We start from the raw sequence: 19435 nt of genomic DNA, 5'->3' as shown, positions 1-19435 counted from the left end.
GCAAAGCGGTCCGGCTCCCGTGGGATAGCACGGATCACAAAAGGAAAGGAGTCGGTTCCGGAATGGCCGATGGCGGAAATGGCGGGTGCTTTGTCCTGCCGCAGGCGCATATTCCGCCCAACAACAACGGTGGGAACCGACCATGCGCTATTCCGGCTTCCGTGTGATCGCCGAGGCCCTCACAGGCCACAAAGGGTGGAAACCCGCATGGCGCGACCCCGAACCGCAAGCCTCCTACGACTACATCATCGTAGGCGGCGGTGGCCACGGCCTCGCCACGGCCTATTACCTTGCCAAGGAATTCAAACAGGCCCGCATCGCGGTGTTGGAAAAGGGCTATCTCGGCGGCGGCAATGTGGGGCGGAACACCACCATCATCCGCTCCAACTACCTGCTTGATGGCAACGAACCCTTCTACGAATTCTCGCTCAAACTCTGGGAAGGGCTGGAGCAGGACTTCAACTACAACGCCATGGTGTCCCAGCGCGGCATCATCAACCTCTACCACACCGACGCGCAGCGCGACGCCTATACAAGGCGCGGCAATGCGATGATCCTGCACGGGGCGGACGCGGAACTCCTGAACCGCGATCAGGTCCGCGCCATGTATCCCTTCCTGAACTTCGACAATGCCCGCTTCCCCATCAAGGGCGCCCTGATGCAGCGGCGCGGCGGCACCGTCCGCCATGACGCCGTCGCCTGGGGCTATGCGCGCGGCGCAGACCAGCGCGGCGTGGACCTGATCCAGAACTGCGAAGTCATCGGCATCCGCACCGAAGGCGGCCGCGTCACCGGCGTCGAAACCACCCGCGGCTTCATCGGCGCGAAAAAGGTCGGCGTCGCCGTCGCAGGCTCGTCGTCCAAGGTCATGTCCCACGTCAACATGCGCCTGCCGATGGAATCCCACGTCCTTCAGGCCTTCGTCTCCGAAGGCCTGAAACCCCTGATCGACGGGGTGATGACCTATGGCGCAGGCCATTTCTACGTGAGCCAATCCGACAAGGGCGGCCTCGTCTTCGGCGGCGATATCGACGGCTACAACTCCTACGCCCAACGCGGCAACATGCCCGTGGTCGAAGACGTGGCCGAAGGCGGCATGTCCCTCATGCCCATGATCGGCCGCGCGCGCCTTCTCCGCTCATGGGGCGGGATCATGGACATGTCGATGGACGGATCGCCCATCATCGACCGCACCCATATCGACGGCCTCTATTTCAACGGCGGCTGGTGCTATGGCGGGTTCAAGGCCACGCCCGCCTCCGGCTGGTGCTTCGCGCATCTCCTCGCCACCGACAAACCCCATCCCACCGCCACCGCCTATCGCTTCGATCGCTTCCGCAAGGGCCTGATGATCGACGAAAAAGGGCAGGGCGCGCAGCCCAACCTGCACTGAGAGGGCCGACAGATGATCATCAACCACCCCCTCCTCGGCCCCCGCGACGCGCAGGAATTCACCTATCTCGGCGACGCCGCCCTGATCGACCGGCCCGACGCGCTCTCCTTCCCCTCGACCGAGGCTGCGCTGGACGCCTTCCACGACTACCTCTACCTGCGCGACAACCCCGCAGGCGAACACCGCGAGCTTTGGTTCCACGAACAGGGCGACCGCTCATGGCTGGTCGTCACCCGCAACACCGTGACGCACGAGATCACGAAGGTCGAACTCGCCCGCGATGTGGCACGCGCAAAGGGGCGCAGCAAATGACGCAAGAGAACCGCATCAATGGCGGCCAGATCGACCGCACCAAAACGCTCCGCTTCACCTTCGACGGCCACCCCTACACGGGCCACCCGGGTGACACGCTGGCCTCCGCCCTGCTCGCGAACGGCGTCCGCCTCATGGGCCGCAGCTTCAAGTACCACCGCCCGCGCGGCCCGATCTCGGCAGGGTCCGAAGAACCCAACGCCATCGTCGAACTGCGCACCGGCGCGCGGCAGGAACCCAACACCCGCGCCACCGTGGCCGAACTCTTCGACGGGCTGGAAGCCAACAGCCAGAACCGCTTCCCCTCGCTCAAATTCGACCTGATGGGGATCAACGACCGCCTCTCCCCCTTCTTCGCCGCAGGCTTCTACTACAAGACCTTCATGTGGCCCGCGTCCTTCTGGGAAAAGATCTACGAACCCATCATCCGCCGCGCCGCAGGCCTCGGCTCCCTCACCCGCGAAGAAGACCCCGATCAATACGACAAAGGCTTCCTCCACTGCGACATCCTGATCATCGGCGCGGGTCCCGCAGGCCTGATGGCGGCGCTCACCGCAGGCCGCGCGGGCGCGCGCGTCATCCTCGCGGATGAGGATTTCCGCATGGGCGGCCGCCTCAACGCCGAAACCCTGACCATCGGCAACCATTCGGGCGCCGACTGGGCCGAAGACACCGTCCGCACCTTGGCGCAAATGCCCAACGTCCGGCTCATGCCCCGCACCACCGTGCTGGGCGCGATGGACCACGGCATCTATTCCGCCGTTGAACGCGTCTCCGACCACCTGCCTGTCCCCGCCCCCGGCAAACCCCGCCAGATCCTCTGGCGCATCTATTCGCGCCAAGCCATCCTCGCAGGCGGCGCCACCGAACGCCCCATCGCCTTCGAAAACAACGACCGCCCCGGCATCATGCTGGCAGGCGCACTCCGCACCTATGCCAACCGCTACGCCGTGGCCGTGGGCGACCGCGTCGCCGTCTTCACCAACAATGACGACGGCCTGCGCACCGCAACCGACCTTCAGGCCAAAGGCATCGACATCGCCGCCGTCATCGACACGCGGCAGGAAGGCGACCTCCTTCCCGGCATCCGCCACCTCAAAGGCGCGCAGGTGATCGACACGGCAGGCAAACTCGGCCTGAAATCCATCACCATCCGCCACGCGAACGGTCGTTCGGAAACCCTCTCCGTCAACGCCCTCGGCGTCTCGGGCGGCTGGAACCCCAACCTCAATATCGCCAGCCACCACCGGGGCCGCCCCGTCTGGAACGACGCGATCCACGCCTTCACCCCGCCCACTGACGGCCCCAGGAACCTGACCGCTGCAGGGGCAGCCGCAGGCGCGCTCTCCACCCACGCCGCCCTTTCCACGGGCGCGGCGCAGGCCAACGCCGCGCTGGAGGCGCTCGGCCTCAAAACCCACACGGCAGACATCCCCAAGGCCGAAGACGCCCCCCTCAACCTCACCCCCTTCTGGTATGTCCACGAAGGCAAGGGCCGCGCCTGGATCGACCAGCAGAACGACGTCACGGTCAAGGACGTCAAACTCGCCAAACAGGAAAACTTCACCTCCGTCGAACACCTGAAACGCTACACCACGCTCGGCATGGCAACGGATCAGGGCAAGACCAGCAACGTCACCGGCCTCGCCATCATGGCCGAACTGACGGGACGCACGATCCCGCAAACGGGAACCACGATCTACCGCCCGCCCTACACCCCCGTCGCCATGGGCGCGCTGGGCGGGCGCTCGCGCGGGCATGACTTCAAACCCACCCGCCTGACCCCCTCGCACAAATGGGCCAGCGAACAGGGCGCCATCTTCGTCGAAGTCGGCATGTGGCTCCGCGCGCAATGGTTCCCCAAACCGGGTGAAACCACATGGCGCCAGTCGGTCGACCGCGAGGTCCTGCAAACCCGCGCCTCCGTCGGCATCTGCGACGTCACGACCTTGGGCAAGATCGACATCCAAGGCCGCGACGCAGGCGCCTTCCTCGACCGCGTCTATGCCAACACCTTCTCCACCCTTCCCGTCGGCAAGGTCCGCTATGGCCTGATGCTGCGCGAAGACGGGATCGTCATGGATGACGGCACCACCGCCCGCCTTGGCGAAAACGAATGGGTCACCACCACCACCACCGCCAACGCCGTCCCCGTCTTCCGGCACATGGAATATGTCCGCCAATGCCTCTATCCCGACATGGACGTGCAACTGATCTCCACGACCGAGGCCTGGGCGCAATTCTCCGTCGCCGGACCCAACGCGCGCAAACTGCTGCAAAAGGTGGTGGATCAGGACATCTCGGACGCCGCCTTCCCCTACATGGCCTGCGCCAACATCACCGTCTGCGGCGGCCTGCGCGCGCGGCTCTTCCGCATCTCCTTCTCGGGCGAACTGGCCTATGAAATCGCCGTCCCCACCCGCTACGGCGACGCCATGATCCGCGAGCTGATGAAGGCAGGCGAAGACTTCGGCGCCGTCGCCTATGGCACGGAATCCCTGGGCGTCATGCGCGTCGAAAAGGGCCACGTCGCGGGGAACGAACTCAACGGCCAGACCACCGCGCTCAACATGGGCCTGGGCAAGATGGTGTCGAAGAAGAAGGACAGCATCGGCATGGTCCTTTCGCAACGCGAAGGCCTGACCGATGAAAAGGGCCTCCGCATCGTCGGCGTCAAACCCGTGGACCCGTCGCAACCCCTCACCGCAGGCTCCCACTTCCTCGACAAGGGCGCGGCGGCGACGGCGGCGAATGATGGCGGCTGGCTCACCTCGGTGGTCTATTCGCCCCACCTCGGCTGCTCCATCGCGCTCGGCTACCTCAAGAACGGCTCGGCCGGCATCGGCGACCGCATGCGCGCCGTGAACCTGCTCGCCAAGACAGAGGTAGAGGTCGAAATCGTCTCGCCCCACTTCTTCGACCCGGAAGGAGAACGCCTCCGTGGCTGACCATCGCCTGAAACCGATCACCCCCCTTGGCCATGACGTCCCCCACAGCGTCACCCTCGGCCCCGTCACGATCACCGAAGTCGTGGACACCGCCCTCGCCTCCCTCGCCGCCCGCATGGGTGAGGGGAAGGCCGTCGCCGACATCGCGGATGCCGCAGGCATCCCCCTGCCACCCCCCGGCAAGGCGGCAAAGGCCGCGACCTATGCCACCTTCTGGCTCTCGCCCGACATGTGGATGGTCGAGGCCCCCTTCGCCACGCATGAAGATATCGTGGCGATCCTCAAACCCCATTTCGGCGAAACCGCGTCGATCACCGAACAGACCGACGCATGGGCGCGGTTTGACGTGACGGGCGCGGACCTGCCCGCCATGTTCGAACGCCTCTGCAACTTCGACCTCCGCGCCCATGGCCCCGGATCGGCCACGCGGACGGTGATCGAACACCTGGGCTGCTATGTCGTCATCCGCGCCGAAGGCCACCTGTCGGTCATCGGCCCTCGCTCCTCCGCCGCATCGGTGTTCCACGCGCTGGAAACGGCGGCGCGCTCGGCCTTCTGACCCAAAGACCCCGCGCTTCGGGCCTGACCCGTGGCGCGGGTGTATCCGTCCTGAACCCTCACCGCCCGGCCCGCGTGCATACGCGCTGCTGCACCATTTGTCTGCACCGCCTGCGGCACATCGGTTTTGCCGACTTGTCCGATTGCCGACTTTCCCTATAGTAAAAAAGATATCACCTTTGTTTACTTGGCGGGTATGTATGACAGATCAGGATACGGCACCGGAAACCACGATCCCCAAATCCAAACCTGTCTTCAGCCAGGATCCTCACCGTGTCCGCGAACTGGCGGAACGCAATCTCGAAATGGCCATCGGCCGATCCGTCCGCGCCTTCCGCCGCCAGCAGGGCATGACGGTGGCAGACCTCGCCGCGGTCACGGGCCTCTCCATCGGAATGCTCTCCAAGATCGAGAACGGCATCACCTCGCCCTCGCTCACCACCCTGCAGATCCTTTCGCACGCCTTTTCCACCCCCATCACCTCCTTCTTCCGCGGCTTCGAGGAACGCCGCGAAGTCCAGCACGTCAAATCCGGCGAGCATCTGGAAATCGAACGCCGCGGCACCCGCGCGGGGCACCAGTATCACCTTCTGGGCCATATCGGATCGAACAGTTCGGGCGTCGTGGTGGAACCCTATCTCATCACCCTGACCGCGGAATCCGATACCTTCCCCACCTTTCAGCATGACGGGATCGAACTGCTCTACATGCTTGAAGGTGAAGTGAAATACCGCCACGGCGATCAGCTTTTCCACCTCGAACCGGGCGACAGCCTGTTCTTCGATGCCGATGCCCAGCACGGCCCCGAAGTGCTTGTGAAACTGCCCGCGCGCTATCTGTCGATCATCTGCTATCCGCAGGCGTGACGGCGGCGTGACGCCAGACCTCGTATCTGACCCGCGCCACCTTGTAGGCGTCCAGAATGGCGATGGCCCAGACAAAGATCCCGCCGGCATATTTGCCGATCATCGAAACCTCGGGCGCGGCGGTCTTCACGGTATAGGCCCCCAGCAGGATGGTGAAGAACAGGAAGATCAGCCCGCGCAGGGGCTGGCGGTTCACCACCTGCCCCACACCCGGAAGCGCGATGGCAATGGCCAGAACCAGATAGGGGTTCAACGGTTTCCTCATGTCTTCTGCCTTGCCTCCACCTCTGCCAGAACCGCGCGCCGCAGCCCCTGCGCCGCCGCCAGGAACGGCGCAAGCCGGGCCGGGGGCAGGGGCTCCCGCCCCATTTCCGCATCGCGATACAGCAGGTATCGCGACCGTTGCGCCTCTTCCGCCAGAAAGACCAGCCGCACCCCCTTGGGCGTGACCAGCACTTCCTTCAATCTCTGCATGTCGACCGAGGCCAGCACCTCGCGCACGGCCTCGGCAAAGGGCATCGCCCCCGGCGCATCGGTGCGGATCGCGCAGTCCGGCGGAAAGCCGGGCGGCGCGGGCACCTGCACCGGCAGCCGCCCGAAATTCGAAAACGTCTCCATCCCAGTCGGGCGCATCATCAGATCGACCGTGTCATGGATGGGCAGCGGATCGGGCAGGCTGACCAGAACCCAAAGCGCCGGCAGCTTGCGCACACTCAGCGTGTCGGGCACCACCTGCAGGTCGAACTGCGCGCCCTCATGCTGCCCGGAAAGCCGCGGAAAACCCGAAGGTTGCAGCACCTCCACCCGGTCCGTCAAAAGCGTGGCCCCGGCCGCCAGATAGCCTGCCCGCCGCGCGGCCCGCGCGCCCTGCGCCCGGCCCAGCGCCCAGATGACAGCGGCGCCGGTCCCAAGGGCCAGCGCCGCCACCGCGATCATCGGAAAATCTGTCATTCTTCCATTTCGGTCCGGGAACCGGCCCGCGTCAAGCGGGCCGATCCAGTGTCAGTATCCGCGCGGCTTCGGCCAGGGCATCGTGAACTGATCCGCCCGCTTCACGAACCGATAGCGCCAGAAGTGGAACCACAGCGACACCACGATATAGAAACTGACCATCGCGATAAGCTGCGTGCCATAGCCCAGGAACACCGCGAAATAGGTCACCGAACACAGCGCCAGCAGAACCAGCGCCGGGATCGGATGGAACGGATGCACATAGCCCCGCTTGATCGTGTCCAGCGGCCACTTCCTGCGGAACAGGATCACGTTGATGGGCATGAACGTATATCCCAAGAGCCCCGACAGGATCGAGAAGGTGATCACCTGATCGAGTGGCGCCCCCAGCGCAAAGATCAGCGCGATGGGAACAAGGAAGAGGATCGCGCGATAGGGCGTGCGATAGGTCGGATGCACCGCCCCGAACCACTGCGGCAGGTAATGGTCGCGCCCCATGGAAAACCACGCCCGCGACGCATCGTTGATACAGCCATTGGCCGAGGCCAGCGTCGCAAACAGCGTCCCGAAGCCAAGGATCAGGATCAGCCCGTCCGAACCCGTCATCTGCGCCGCGCTGAACAGCGGCGCCACCGCCCCGTTCACCCCGTCACCCAGATATTCCCAGGGCAGATAGCCCACGCAGATATACCAGGTCAGTGTCGCCGCGATCAGCAGCGTCATGATCCCCGCCAGCGTGCCGAAGGGTAGCGACCGCGCGGGTGACCGTACTTCCTCTGCCGCCTGCGTCGTGCCTTCGATGCCAAGGTAGAACCACAGCCCGAAATGCATCGCCGCCAGCACCCCCAGCCAGCCATAGGGCAGGGCGGCCTGCCCTGACATCAGGTCGGCATGGGCCAGCATCGTCCCCTCGCTCCACGGGGCCGAGGCGAAGAACAACAGGATGATCGCGCAAAAGGCAAAGGCCGTGATCACCAGGTTGAAGGTCAGCGTCGCCAGCACACCGCGATAGTTCAGCCAGGCCAGGAACATGATCGCCAGAATGATGAAGGGCCGCTGGTCCAGCGCCTCCGTCGCCCCCGTCATGTCGGCCGCGACCGAGATGAGGTATCCCAGCGTGATCGCATTCCCCGCCTCCAGCATCGTATAGGCGAACACCAGATAGAGGCCGACGTTGAACGCCATCAGCGGCCCCACGATATGCTTGGCCTGCGTATACTGTCCGCCCGCAGCGGCGACAGTCGAAGTCACCTCCGAATCGATCATGGCCACGCAGGAATACAGGATCCCCGCGAACCAGCAGGCGATCAGCGCCGCATAGGCCCCGCCTTTGCCCACGGCAAAGTTCCAGCCCATGTATTCGCCCACCAGCACGATCCCCACGCCCAGCGCCCAGACATGGGCAGGCCCAAGAACCCGCAGCAGGCCGACCTTGGTGCCATGCGGCCCCATGCCATCCATCGTCTTCGAGGTGATGTCGGTATCAGCCATCTCTCACCCCCTCAAAGCTTGTGCTGTTCGGTCATCGCCTCGATCTCGCCTTCGCGGGATGAGGTGAGGACGTCTTCGGAATAGGTGCTGTCGGTCTTGTACCAGTCCCACACCATGTGCAGCGCGAAGAGTGCGGAAAGCACCCATGCGCCGGTCTCGATCATTGGCCACATGTCTTGCGCTCCCTCACTTGCCTTCGAACTTTTCGGCGATGACCTCGCGGTATTCCTTTTCGGAAAGCCGCAGCATCATCAGGAAGTAGCCGACGATCACCACCACCATCAGCGCCAGCGCGCCCCAGGTGAAGGAATAGTCGAACCGCGCCGTGATCATGTCATGCGCCGAAGCCGGGTCGTAACCCAGCGCCTCCCAGCGCTCGACCATCACCGCGTTCTGGCCAAGGCTTTCCCAGGTCGGGTTGTCGGCAGGCAGCGGCAGCTTGGACGATCCGGCCAGGCCCAGCCACAGCGGGATGTAAAGCGCGCCGATGGACAGGACCAGCAGCACGATCACGTCGATCACCTGCCCGATCTTGCTTTGCTTCGGGGGAATGTAGCGTGCCATCCGGTCACCTCTTCGCGGCACGGGCTTCATCAAGGAACTTGATGTCCAGCCCATACATGAAGTCGCGATCCTCGCGGTAATGGTGCAGCATCGCCATGATCGCGGCGGTATTCAGAACCAGCACGGCCCCTCCGCCGATCAGAAGCATGGCCCGCGCACCCGATGTCGGCGCGAGGGACCAGGTGGCAATCGCCACGAAGATGACAGCCAGCCACAAACCGATGACGAATGCCCATGCGATGGACACGTCCCGCTTGTGCATGGCTTCGATCCTTGCACTCAGGTCTGACACAGTTTCCTCCCTAGGCCCCGCTTTTTCCCTGATCCGCGCCCGGGCCATGGCGCGCAGGTGTTCTCTCTGCGTGAACTTTCTTTTCCTGAAGGAAACACTCCTGCGGCATTCTGTCAAAGGGTTTGCACAGAAAATGGGCACAAAGAAAAAATCATTGCCCCCCAGTTAAAAAAGTTTCTTCCCAGTTGAGCGGCGAAATCTTCGGTGCTAGCGTGAGCCCCAGATGCGAACAGAGGAGTCGATGCCATGTGTGGAATCGTCGGTCTATTCCTGAAGGACCCCAAGCTTGAACCGCAGCTCGGTGCCATGCTCACCGACATGCTGATCACCATGACGGACCGTGGCCCCGACAGTGCCGGGATCGCGATCTATGGCCGCCCCGAAAAGGGCAAGGCCAAGCTGACCGTGCAATCCGCCAACCCGGATGCCGACTTCGCCTCCCTTGCGGATGATCTCGGAAAGGCCATCGCCGCCAAGGTGACGGGGCAGGTCAAGGACACCCACATGGTTCTCGAACTGCCCGAAGACCGGATCGAGGCCGCCCGCCACGCCATGCGCGACCTGCGCCCCAAGGCCAAGGTGATGTCGGCGGGCGAAGGCATTGAAATCTACAAGGAAGTGGGCCTTCCCAAGGACGTCGCCGCGCGCTTCGAAGTCTCGCGCATGTCGGGCACGCATGGCATCGGCCACACCCGCATGGCCACCGAATCCGCCGTCACCACCATGGGCGCGCACCCCTTCTCCACCGGGTCCGACCAGTGCCTCGTCCATAACGGCTCGCTCTCGAATCACAACTCCGTCCGCCGCGTGCTGCGTCAGGCGGGCATGACGTTCGAGACGGAGAACGACACCGAAGTCGCCGCCGCCTTCATCAGCCACAAACTGCAGGAAGGCGCCAAACTGGGCGAGGCGATGGAGGCCACGCTGACCGACCTCGACGGTTTCTTCACCTTCGTCGTCGGCACCAAGAACGGCTTCGGCGTCGTCCGCGACCCGATCGCCTGCAAACCCGCCGTCATGGCCGAAACCGATCAATACGTCGCCTTCGGCTCCGAATACCGCGCGATGGTCAACCTGCCGGGCATCGAATCCGCCCGCGTCTGGGAACCCGAGCCTGCCACCGTCTACTTCTGGGAACGCTGAGACCATGCAGACATTCGATCTTTCCGCCCAAGGGTTGCGGGCGCTGAACTCGACGCTCCACGCCCTCAAGGGCCAGACCAACCAGACCTCCTGGGAAGTCATCAACCCCAAGGGCGCGCATGCCATCGCCGTGGGCCTTGATGCCCCGGTCGACGTCACCGTGCGCGGCTCCACCGGCTATTACTGCGCCGGGATGAACAAACAGGCGACCGTCCGGGTGAAGGGCTCCGCAGGCCCCGGCGTTGCCGAAAACATGATGTCGGGCACCGTCATCATCGACGGTGATGCCAGCCAGTATGCAGGCGCCACCGGACGCGGCGGCCTTCTCGTCATCAAGGGCAACGCCTCCTCGCGCTGCGGCATCTCGATGAAGGGCATCGACATCGTCGTGCATGGCAATATCGGCCACATGTCCGCCTTCATGGCCCAATCCGGGAACATGGTGGTGCTGGGCGACGCGGGAGAAGCGCTGGGCGACTCGCTCTATGAGGCCCGCCTCTTCGTGCGCGGTTCGGTCAAATCCCTCGGTGCCGACTGCATCGAAAAGGAAATGCGCCCCGAACACCTGGCCATCCTTGCCGATCTGCTAAAGCGGGGCGAAGCCGACCATCTGGCCAAGCCCGAGGAATTCAAGCGCTACGGCTCTGCCCGCAAGCTTTACACCTTCAATATCGACAATGCGTCGTCCTACTGAGGCTGCAAGAAGAATGAGCGATTTTCCCCATACGCCGCCCAAGCAGTCGTGGACTTTCTCCAACGACATCAACGCCGAAATCCGCCGCGCCGCCGCAACCGGCATCTACGACATCCGCGGTGGCGGATCGAAGCGCAAGCTTCCCCATTTCGATGACCTGCTCTTCCTCGGGGCCTCCATCAGCCGCTATCCGCTGGAAGGCTACCGCGAGAAATGCGCAACCGACGTCTGGCTCGGCACCCGTTTCGCCAAGAACCCGATCCACCTCGACATCCCGATCACCATCGCGGGCATGTCCTTCGGCGCGCTTTCCGGCCCCGCCAAGGAAGCGCTCGGTCGCGGCGCCTCGGCGGCCGGCACCTCCACCACCACCGGCGACGGTGGCATGACGGAAGAGGAACGCGGACATTCCAAGACCCTCGTCTACCAATACCTGCCGTCCCGCTATGGCATGAACCCCGATGACCTCCGCCGCGCCGACGCGATCGAGGTTGTGGTGGGGCAGGGCGCCAAACCCGGCGGCGGCGGCATGCTGCTGGGGCAAAAGATCTCTGACCGCGTCGCCATGATGCGCAACCTCCCCAAGGGCATCGACCAGCGCTCCGCCTGCCGCCACCCCGACTGGACGGGTCCCGACGATCTGGAAATCAAGATCCTCGAAATCCGCGAGATCACGAATTGGGAAAAGCCCATCTACGTGAAAGTCGGCGGCGCACGCCCCTACTATGACACCGCGCTCGCCGTGAAGGCAGGCGCTGACGTCGTGGTGCTGGACGGCATGCAGGGCGGCACCGCCGCCACGCAGGACGTCTTCATCGAAAACGTCGGCATGCCCATCCTCGCCTGCATCCCGCTGGCCGTGAAGGCGCTGCAGGATCTCGGCATGCACCGCAAGGTGCAGCTGATCGTGTCGGGCGGCATCCGCACCGGGGCCGATGTGGCCAAGGCCATGGCGCTGGGCGCCGACGCCGTCGCCATCGGCACCGCCGCGCTGGTGGCGCTTGGCGACAACGACCCGGCGCTTGAGGCCGAATACAACAAGCTCGGCACCACCGCAGGCGCCTATGACGACTGGCACGAAGGCAAGGATCCCGCGGGCATCACCACCCAGGACCCCGAGCTTTACAAGCGCTTCGATCCCATCCTTGGCGGCCGCCGCTTGAAAAATTACCTCAAGGTGATGACGCTGGAGGCACAGACGATCGCCCGCGCCTGCGGCAAGAATCACCTCCACAACCTCGAACCCGAGGATCTCTGCGCCCTCACCATCGAATCCGCCGCCATGGCGGGTGTTCCGCTGGCAGGCACAAGCTGGATCCCCGGCAAGAACGGTTTCTGAACAACGGCGCAAAGCCGATCAAAGAACAGGACAGGGAGTTTTAGATGGCAAAAGATCTTGCCAAGTGGGCCGAATCCAAGGGCGTGAAGTATTTCATGATTTCCTACACCGATCTCTTCGGGGGTCAGCGGGCCAAACTGGTGCCCACGCAGGCGATCAATGACATGGCGGTGGACGGGGCAGGTTTTGCAGGCTTTGCAACCTGGCTCGATCTCACCGCCGCCCACCCCGACATGATGGCCGTTCCGGACCCCGAGGCAGCCATCCAGCTGCCCTGGAAGAAAGAGGTCGCCTGGGTCGCCTCCAACTGCGTGATGGAGGAAAAGCCCGTCAATCAGGCCCCGCGCAACGTGCTTCTGAACCTGATCGACGAAGCCGCCAAGGAAGGCCTGCGCATCAAGACCGGGGTGGAACCGGAATTCTTCCTGCTCACCCCCGAAGGCGACAAGCCCGCTGATCCCTATGACACGGCGGAAAAGCCCTGCTACGACCAGCAGGCCGTGATGCGCCGCTACGACGTCATCTCCGAGGTCTGCGACTACATGCTGGAACTGGGCTGGGAGGCCTACCAGAACGACCACGAAGACGCGATCGGCCAGTTCGAGATGAACTGGAAATACGATGACGCCCTGCAAACCGCCGACAAGCACAGCTTCTTCAAGTTCATGATGAAGTCGGTGGCCGAAAAGCACGGCCTGCGCGCCACCTTCATGCCAAAGCCCTTCAAGGGCCTCACCGGTTCGGGCTGCCACGCCCATATCTCGGTCTGGTCGCTGGATGGCAAGACCAATGCCTTTGCCGACAACACCAAGGAACTTGGCCTCTCGGACCGGGGCCGCAACTTCCTCGGCGGCATCATGAAGCACGCCTCGGCCCTTGCCGCGATCTGCAACCCCACGGTGAACAGCTACAAGCGCATCAACGCTCCCCGCACCTCGTCCGGGGCGACCTGGGCGCCCAACACCGTGACATGGACGGGCAACAACCGCACCCATATGGTGCGCGTCCCCGGCCCGGGCCGCTTCGAACTGCGCCTGCCCGACGGCGCCGTGAACCCCTACCTGCTGCAGGCGGTCATCATCGCGGCCGGTCTCGACGGCGTCCGCACCAAGGCCGACCCGGGCAAGCGCTATGACATCGACATGTACACGCAGGGCCACAGCGTCAAAGGCGCGCCGAAACTGCCGCTGAACCTGCTCGACGCGCTGCGCGAATACGACAAGGACAAGACGCTCAAGGCCATGATGGGCGAGGAATTCTCCTCTGCCTACCTCAAGCTCAAGCACAAGGAATGGGACAGCTTCGTTTCCCACTTCTCCCGCTGGGAGCATGAGAACACCCTCGACATCTGATCCGCCTTCCCCCTGAGGGCGACCCTTCCCCGCCAGAGCGATCTGGCGGGTTTCTTTTTGCGCCCCGATGCACTATATGGACTAACCTAGCCAAGGTGATCCGATGCAGTACAACATCCACGCCGCAAAGACCCAACTGTCGCGCCTGATCGAATCCGCCCTTGCAGGCGAAGACGTCGTCATCGCCCGCGACTCGCATCCCGTTGTACGTCTGGTTCCGATCCCGCAAAGCGGCTTTCACCTCGGCCTGCTCGCCGGGCAACTCGGCACGCCGCCCGACTTCCTCGCCCCCCTCTCCCCCGAAGACCTGGACGGGTGGGAGCCCCGCGATTGACCGCCATCCTCCTCGACACCCATGCATGGGTCTGGTCCCTGTCGGGTGACGACAACCTCTCCCCCCGCGCCCGCGCCCTGATCACGGGCGCGACCTCGGTCCATGTCAGCCCCATCACCTTCTTCGAAATCGGCCAGAAAGTCCGCCTCGGCAAATGGCCCGGGATGGAGCGTCACGTCCACGACCTCTCCGCCATCCTCAACCGTCAGGGCGGCAGTCCCGCCCCCCTCACGCCCGACATCTGCCTGCGCGCCGCGACCATGCCCTGGGATCACCGCGATCCCTTCGACCGCATCCTCGCCGCAACCTGCGAAGTCACGGGCCTTCTCCTGATCTCCAAAGACCCCGCCTTCGCAACCCTGCCGGACCTTCCCTGTTTCTGGTGACTTGGCAGAGGCCTCCGATTAAATTATACATCGTATAAATAAATCGGAACCTCCCCATGCCCCCCATCACCGGCCCCACCACCGGCCACGTCTTCATCGCCACCAGCCTCGACGGCTTCATTGCCCGCCCCGACGGCACGCTCGACTGGCTGCTGTCCCGCGACGACCCGACCGAAGATCACGGCTACGACGCCTTCATCGCAACGATGGATTGCATCGTCATGGGACGCGGCACCTTCGAATCCGTCCTCACCTTCCCGGAATGGCACTACACCCTCCCGGTCCTCGTCCTTTCCCGCAGCCTGAAAACCATTCCCGCCCACCTGCACGGCAAGGTCACGCTCTCGGACCTGCCCCCCAACGAAGCGATGGCCCACCTCGCCACCCAAGGCCACCGCCGCGCCTATATCGACGGCGGCCAGATCATCCAGTCCTTCCTCCGCGTCGGCCTGATCGACACGCTGACCATCACCACCGCCCCCGTCCTTCTGGGCCAAGGCCGCCCCCTCTTCGGCACCCTCCCCGCCGACATCGCGCTGGCGCATGAGGCGACCACGGCCTTCCCCTCCGGCCTCGTCCAATCCACATGGCGCAGGGCATGAAGCCCGGACGCCCCACCACCCCGCGCCTGACCCAGGACGCGATCCTGACCGAAGCGCTGCACCTGCTCGACCGATCCGAAACCGCCCTGACGATCCGCGCGCTTGCCCAAGGCCTGAACGTCACGCCAATGGCGGTGCAACACCACATCGGCACCCGCGACGCCCTGATCCAAGCGCTGGCCGACCGCACCTACGAAGGCGTAACCGGCGCGACACTCCGCGACCTGCTCACAGCCTACACCGCCACCATCCGCCGCCATCCCAACCTGACGCTGGCACTCTTCCGCATCCCCGGCCCCCTCCCGCACGAGGCGCAACGCATCACCGACGCGCTGGAAACCCTCCTCCGCCAGACCCTCCCCGCGGCAAAGGCCAAACTCTGGCGCGACATCCTGATCGACTGGGCGCACGGCATGGCATTGGCGCAGGCCCCCGACGACCCCACTCCCGCACTGGAAACCCTGCTGACCGCCCTTAGTCCCGGATGAAATGCACGCCCGTGAACCGCGCCCGCATCTCGCGCACCCGCGCCGCCACGGCCCCCGGATCGTTCCCGCGCAGCCCTTCCGCGATCAGCGCCGCCAGCGCAGGCGCATCCGCCACCGTCACCCCCCGCCGCACCAGTTCCGGCGTCCCGATCCTGAGCCCGTTCAGGTCCCCGTCCACGGCGGCAATCGGCAACCCGATCCCGCAGGCCAGGAACCCCGCCTTCCGCAAGGTCTTGCTCGCCGCCTGACCGCCACCCAAAGCCGCCGCCTCCACCGCGAACTGATGGCTCGTCGTCATCCCCCGCTCGGCCGCGAACACTGGCAGCCCCAAAGCCGCCAACTCCCCCGCCAGCGCCCGCGCAAGATCCACCATCGCCTGCGCATAGGCCCGGCCATGCACCCGCCAATCCAGCAGCGTGATCGCCAAGGCCGCCGACTTCGCCGCATCGAAATTCGCCGTCATCCCCGGAAAGGCGATCCGGTCCAACCGCTCCGCAATCCCCGCATCCCGCGTCACGATCAACCCGCCCGCAGGCCCGCCAAGGCTCTTGTAGGTGGACATCGTCATCAGATGCGCCCCCTCGTCCAACGGGTTCGCCCAGACACCCCCCGCGATGATCCCGCATTGATGCGCCGCATCGAACAGGACCCACGCCCCCACCTCATCCGCAATCGCCCGCACCTCGCGCACCGGATGGGCGAACAGGTTCAGCGACCCGCCGATGGTGATGATCTTCGGCCGCACCCGCAGCGCCAACTCCCGAAGCGCGCCAAGGTCCACCGTATACCCATCCGCATTCACCGGCGCGTCATGCGTGACCAACCCGTACAGCCCCGCGCACCCCGCCTTGTGATGCGTGACATGCCCCCCGACCGAGGGCGGCGGCGCGATGATCGCATCCCCCGGCTGTGCCAGCGCCATGAACCCGTACAGGTTCGCCATCGCCCCCGACGCGCACCTGATCTCGGCAAACGAAGCGCCGAACACCTCCGCCGCCAGTTCCGCCGCGATGACCTCGATCTCCTCGATCGCCTCCAACCCCATCTCGTACTTGTCGCCCGGATAGCCCAGCGATGGCCGCGACCCCAACCCCCGCGCCAAGGCCGCCTCCGCCCGCGGGTTCATCACATTCGTCGCGGGGTTCAGGTTGAAACACTCCCTGTCGTGGATCTCGCTGTTCCACGCCATCAACGCCTCCAGCCGCGCCTCCACCGCCTCGGCACTCGCCCCGGCGGCCTGCGCGGCCAGCGTCATCACATGATCCTCGCAGGCGGCAGGCACCCAGGCGCGGCGTTCAAGATGGGTCATCGGCGGAAACTCCTCTGTTGCCCGGCCAGATCACCACCATCCCCCCTTGCCCGCAAATCAGAAAAGCGAAAATCTAGGCTCAGAAAACCTAAGGCTCACCATGCCCGTCGCCCCACCCCGCCCCAAGGACCTCCCCCTCACCGCGCTGCGCGCCTTCGAAGCCGCGGCCCGCCTGAACGGTTTCGCCGCCGCAGCCCAGGAACTCGGCGTCACCCCCGGCGCGGTGACAGCCCATATCAAGCAACTGGAACAGACCCTCGGCGCGCCCCTCTTCACCCGCACCCCACGCGGCGTCCGCCTCACCACCCTTGGCCAGCAATCCCTCCCGCAGTTCACCCAAGCCTTCGACGCGCTGGGCCAGGCCATCAACGACCTCCGCGCCGCCGCCGCCCCCCGCACCGTCCACATCGCCACCCTGCCCGCCATCGCGCAACTCTGGCTCTCCCCCCGCCTCCCGGCCCTGCGCGCGGCGGCACCCGACATCACCGTGTCGATCACCGCCCTAGAACACCCCCCGAACCTGAAGCGCAGCCCCTATGACCTGTCGCTTTTCTTCGGCCCCGAACCGCAGGGCCGCCTGACACCCGACACCCTCTTCCCCGTCTGCGCCCCCTCCCTCGCCGCCCGCCTGAAAACCCCGCAGGACATCGCGCGCTTCCCCTGCCTCTCCGACGCCACGTGGTCCGACGACTGGCAGCTCTGGGCGCAAACCCTGCCCGACCCGCCCCACATCCCCCAAGGCCCCACCTTCTCGCTCTACGCTCTGGCGGTGGAGGAATGCGTGAACGGCGCAGGCCTCCTCATCGGCCACGAAGCCCTCGTCGCAAACCACCTGAAGGACGGCCGCCTCGTCGCCCCCTTCCCCCAACGCCTCACGCTGCCCCGCGGCCTCCGCCTCTGGTCCGACCGTCCCCTCCGCGCAGGCACGGCGGCGAAATTCGTGGCCGACTGGCTCCGCCACAGGCCGGCCGACAACGCCCCCTTGGCTTCCCCCACGCCACCCGCTACCCATCCCTGATGGAACCCCAGAAGCCCTGCACGATCATCGGCATCGCCCTCATGCTGGGCGCGATGGCGGTGCTGCCCTTCCTCGACGTCGTGGCAAAAACGCTGGGCCAACAGGGCATGCCGATCCTGCAGATCGTCTGGGCGCGCATGGCCTTCGGCGCGCTCCTCACGCTGCCCTTCACCCTCCACCACGGCGGAGCCAAAGCCATCCGCCCCGACCGCCCCGCCTATCACACGCTGCGCGCCGCCCTCCTCATCGCGGCGACCTTCCTCTTCTTCTCGGCGCTGAAATACCTCCCCATCGCCGACGCGCTGGCGATCTTCTTCGTCCAGCCCCTGATCCTCACCGCCATCTCCCCCTTCGTCCTGAACGAAAAAGTCGGCCCCCGCCGCTGGGCCGCCGTCGCCGTGGGCTTTGCGGGAACCCTCATCATCATCCGCCCGGGCTTCACCGAGCTGAACCCCGGCACCCTCCTCGCCCTCGGCGCGGGCGCCTGCCTCGCCGTCTATTTCGCCATGACCCGCCGCATCTCGGGCAGCGCCCCCGCCATGGTCACCACCTTCCACACCAGCCTGATGGGCACGCTCCTCATCGCCCTCCCGGTCCTCCTCCTGTGGGAATCCCCGACCCCCGCGCAATGGGCCCTCCTCTTCCTCATCGGCCTCATCGCCACCACCGGCCACTACCTGATCGTCCGCGCCTACGACCATGCCGAAGCCTCGCTTCTCGCGCCCCTCGCCTATACGGAAATGATCATGGCCACCGCTGCCGGCTGGTGGTTCTTCGGCGACTTCCCCGATGGCTGGACGTTCCTCGGCACCGCCATCCTCATCGCCTGCGCGACCTACATCTCGGTCCGCGAAAGAAAGAAGAACCCGCCCCCGAACCCGGAAGCGGCCTGACCTTCATCTGTTCTCAAATATCCTCGGGGGAGGGGCGCGGCACGCGCCCCGCGGGGGCAGACAGCCCCCGTCCACGCCAGCCGCCCTGCGCACCGTCCGGCCTCGCATCCGCTTTCTGACGCAGAAAACGGGGCAAATCCTGACGCAGGATTTACGCGTCCCGCACGACCGCCCGACCCCGCTTTCTGCGTCAGAAAGCGGCGCAAATCCTGCGTCAGGATTTGCCTGCGCGACGTGTCAGATCAGCCCCAGATCCCGCGCCACGATCACCGCCTGCGTCCGGTTCGACGCGTTCAGCTTCTTGCAGATGCTGGTCACATGCATCTTGATCGTCGGCTCCGCCAGCTTCAGGTCGTTGGCGATTTCCTTGTTCTGCTTGCCCTCGGCCAGATAGGACAGGACCATCATCTCCTTGTCCGACAGACGACATGGGGTAATCGCGGGTCCTCGGCCTCCTAAGCCCCATCAAGACTAGCAGGGTGGCTGCTCCCCGATATGATGA

At 65.1% G+C, this 19435-nt stretch carries 22 protein-coding genes and 1 pseudogene; 15 read left to right on the top strand and 8 right to left on the bottom strand.

The features are described 5' to 3' along the window. The first annotated feature begins 142 nt into the window (after window positions 1-142). From G5V65_RS15990 to G5V65_RS15970, 5 genes are all read left to right on the top strand, one after another. Entirely contained in the window at window positions 143-1393 is a 1251-nt protein-coding gene (locus G5V65_RS15990; protein ID WP_165052015.1) for a sarcosine oxidase subunit beta family protein, read from the top strand. 12 nt (window positions 1394-1405) lie between these two features. Next, window positions 1406-1705: a sarcosine oxidase subunit delta gene (locus tag G5V65_RS15985; RefSeq protein WP_165052013.1), complete on the top strand. Its 300-nt coding sequence runs from the start codon at window positions 1406-1408 to the stop codon at window positions 1703-1705. Continuing rightward, window positions 1702-4653: a sarcosine oxidase subunit alpha family protein gene (locus G5V65_RS15980; RefSeq protein WP_165052011.1), complete on the top strand. Its 2952-nt coding sequence runs from the start codon at window positions 1702-1704 to the stop codon at window positions 4651-4653. Before G5V65_RS15985 ends, G5V65_RS15980 begins: the two co-directional genes overlap by 4 nt. Then, window positions 4646-5212: a sarcosine oxidase subunit gamma gene (locus G5V65_RS15975; RefSeq protein WP_165052008.1), complete on the top strand. Its 567-nt coding sequence runs from the start codon at window positions 4646-4648 to the stop codon at window positions 5210-5212. Before G5V65_RS15980 ends, G5V65_RS15975 begins: the two co-directional genes overlap by 8 nt. Window positions 5213-5411: 199 nt before the next feature. Further along, the gene (locus tag G5V65_RS15970; RefSeq protein ID WP_165052006.1) at window positions 5412-6077 is read left to right on the top strand and encodes a helix-turn-helix domain-containing protein; all 666 of its coding nucleotides are present in this window, start codon (window positions 5412-5414) and stop codon (window positions 6075-6077) included. Here G5V65_RS15970 and G5V65_RS15965 read toward each other — a convergent pair. The 6 genes from G5V65_RS15965 to G5V65_RS15940 are packed head-to-tail and all read right to left on the bottom strand — an operon-like array spanning window position 6055 to window position 9345. Then, window positions 6055-6342 carry a hypothetical protein gene (locus G5V65_RS15965; protein ID WP_165052004.1) on the bottom strand — a complete coding sequence of 96 codons (288 nt, stop codon included), beginning with the start codon at window positions 6340-6342 and terminating at the stop codon, window positions 6055-6057. The two genes, G5V65_RS15970 and G5V65_RS15965, sit on opposite strands and share 23 nt — an antisense overlap. Continuing rightward, window positions 6339-7028: a hypothetical protein gene (locus tag G5V65_RS15960; protein WP_165052002.1), complete on the bottom strand. Its 690-nt coding sequence runs from the start codon at window positions 7026-7028 to the stop codon at window positions 6339-6341. Before G5V65_RS15960 ends, G5V65_RS15965 begins: the two co-directional genes overlap by 4 nt. A 51-nt stretch (window positions 7029-7079) precedes the next feature. Then, a complete protein-coding gene (locus G5V65_RS15955; RefSeq protein WP_241250605.1) occupies window positions 7080-8519 on the bottom strand; it encodes an APC family permease in 1440 nt (479 codons plus the stop codon). Window positions 8520-8530: 11 nt separating this feature from the next. Then, a complete protein-coding gene (locus G5V65_RS15950; RefSeq protein WP_165051999.1) occupies window positions 8531-8692 on the bottom strand; it encodes a hypothetical protein in 162 nt (53 codons plus the stop codon). A 13-nt stretch (window positions 8693-8705) separates the two neighbouring features. Further along, a complete protein-coding gene (locus G5V65_RS15945; RefSeq protein ID WP_165051997.1) occupies window positions 8706-9083 on the bottom strand; it encodes a hypothetical protein in 378 nt (125 codons plus the stop codon). 4 nt (window positions 9084-9087) lie between these two features. Next, window positions 9088-9345 (bottom strand): hypothetical protein, encoded by a 258-nt coding sequence (locus tag G5V65_RS15940; RefSeq protein ID WP_165051995.1) that lies wholly within the window; start codon window positions 9343-9345, stop codon window positions 9088-9090. A 276-nt stretch (window positions 9346-9621) separates the two neighbouring features. On the opposite strand from G5V65_RS15940, the gene G5V65_RS15935 reads away from it, so the two are divergent. The 8 genes from G5V65_RS15935 (at window position 9622) to G5V65_RS15900 (ending at window position 15713) form a co-directional block, all read left to right on the top strand. Then, complete coding sequence (locus tag G5V65_RS15935; RefSeq protein WP_165051993.1) at window positions 9622-10518, top strand: class II glutamine amidotransferase; 897 nt, start codon at window positions 9622-9624, stop codon at window positions 10516-10518. Window positions 10519-10522: 4 nt separating this feature from the next. After that, window positions 10523-11212, top strand: coding sequence for a GltB/FmdC/FwdC-like GXGXG domain-containing protein (locus tag G5V65_RS15930; protein WP_165051991.1), 690 nt, complete (start codon window positions 10523-10525; stop codon window positions 11210-11212). A gap of 13 nt (window positions 11213-11225) precedes the next feature. After that, window positions 11226-12551 carry an FMN-binding glutamate synthase family protein gene (locus G5V65_RS15925; RefSeq protein WP_165051989.1) on the top strand — a complete coding sequence of 442 codons (1326 nt, stop codon included), beginning with the start codon at window positions 11226-11228 and terminating at the stop codon, window positions 12549-12551. Between the two features lie 44 nt (window positions 12552-12595). Then, window positions 12596-13903, top strand: a complete 1308-nt coding sequence (gene glnT / locus G5V65_RS15920) for a type III glutamate--ammonia ligase (RefSeq protein ID WP_165051987.1) — start codon at window positions 12596-12598, stop codon at window positions 13901-13903. Window positions 13904-14006: 103 nt separating this feature from the next. Beyond that, window positions 14007-14237, top strand: coding sequence for a type II toxin-antitoxin system Phd/YefM family antitoxin (locus G5V65_RS15915; RefSeq protein WP_165051985.1), 231 nt, complete (start codon window positions 14007-14009; stop codon window positions 14235-14237). Continuing rightward, window positions 14234-14623, top strand: coding sequence for a type II toxin-antitoxin system VapC family toxin (locus G5V65_RS15910; protein WP_165051983.1), 390 nt, complete (start codon window positions 14234-14236; stop codon window positions 14621-14623). Before G5V65_RS15915 ends, G5V65_RS15910 begins: the two co-directional genes overlap by 4 nt. Before the next feature lie 56 nt (window positions 14624-14679). Continuing rightward, a complete protein-coding gene (locus G5V65_RS15905; protein WP_165051981.1) occupies window positions 14680-15225 on the top strand; it encodes a dihydrofolate reductase family protein in 546 nt (181 codons plus the stop codon). Then, on the top strand, window positions 15222-15713 hold the full coding sequence (locus tag G5V65_RS15900) for a TetR/AcrR family transcriptional regulator (RefSeq protein WP_165051979.1): 492 nt from the start codon (window positions 15222-15224) through the stop codon (window positions 15711-15713). Before G5V65_RS15905 ends, G5V65_RS15900 begins: the two co-directional genes overlap by 4 nt. Here G5V65_RS15900 and G5V65_RS15895 read toward each other — a convergent pair. Beyond that, window positions 15700-17022, bottom strand: coding sequence for a serine hydroxymethyltransferase (locus tag G5V65_RS15895; protein WP_165051976.1), 1323 nt, complete (start codon window positions 17020-17022; stop codon window positions 15700-15702). The two genes, G5V65_RS15900 and G5V65_RS15895, sit on opposite strands and share 14 nt — an antisense overlap. Before the next feature lie 100 nt (window positions 17023-17122). On the opposite strand from G5V65_RS15895, the gene G5V65_RS15890 reads away from it, so the two are divergent. Together G5V65_RS15890 and G5V65_RS15885 are read left to right on the top strand one after the other, a co-directional pair. Continuing rightward, complete coding sequence (locus G5V65_RS15890) at window positions 17123-18040, top strand: LysR family transcriptional regulator (protein WP_165051974.1); 918 nt, start codon at window positions 17123-17125, stop codon at window positions 18038-18040. Continuing rightward, window positions 18040-18933: a DMT family transporter gene (locus tag G5V65_RS15885; protein WP_165051972.1), complete on the top strand. Its 894-nt coding sequence runs from the start codon at window positions 18040-18042 to the stop codon at window positions 18931-18933. Before G5V65_RS15890 ends, G5V65_RS15885 begins: the two co-directional genes overlap by 1 nt. Before the next feature lie 237 nt (window positions 18934-19170). Here the strand turns inward: G5V65_RS15885 and G5V65_RS15880 are convergent. Beyond that, window positions 19171-19359 (bottom strand): annotated as a pseudogene (locus G5V65_RS15880) (response regulator transcription factor); the annotation flags it as partial. Between the last annotated feature and the right edge of the window lie 76 nt (window positions 19360-19435).

The organism is Paragemmobacter kunshanensis (genome assembly GCF_011059185.1).
GTDB classification, from domain to species: Bacteria; Pseudomonadota; Alphaproteobacteria; order Rhodobacterales; family Rhodobacteraceae; genus Paragemmobacter; species Paragemmobacter kunshanensis.
This window is presented reverse-complemented; position numbering and strand designations above follow the sequence as displayed.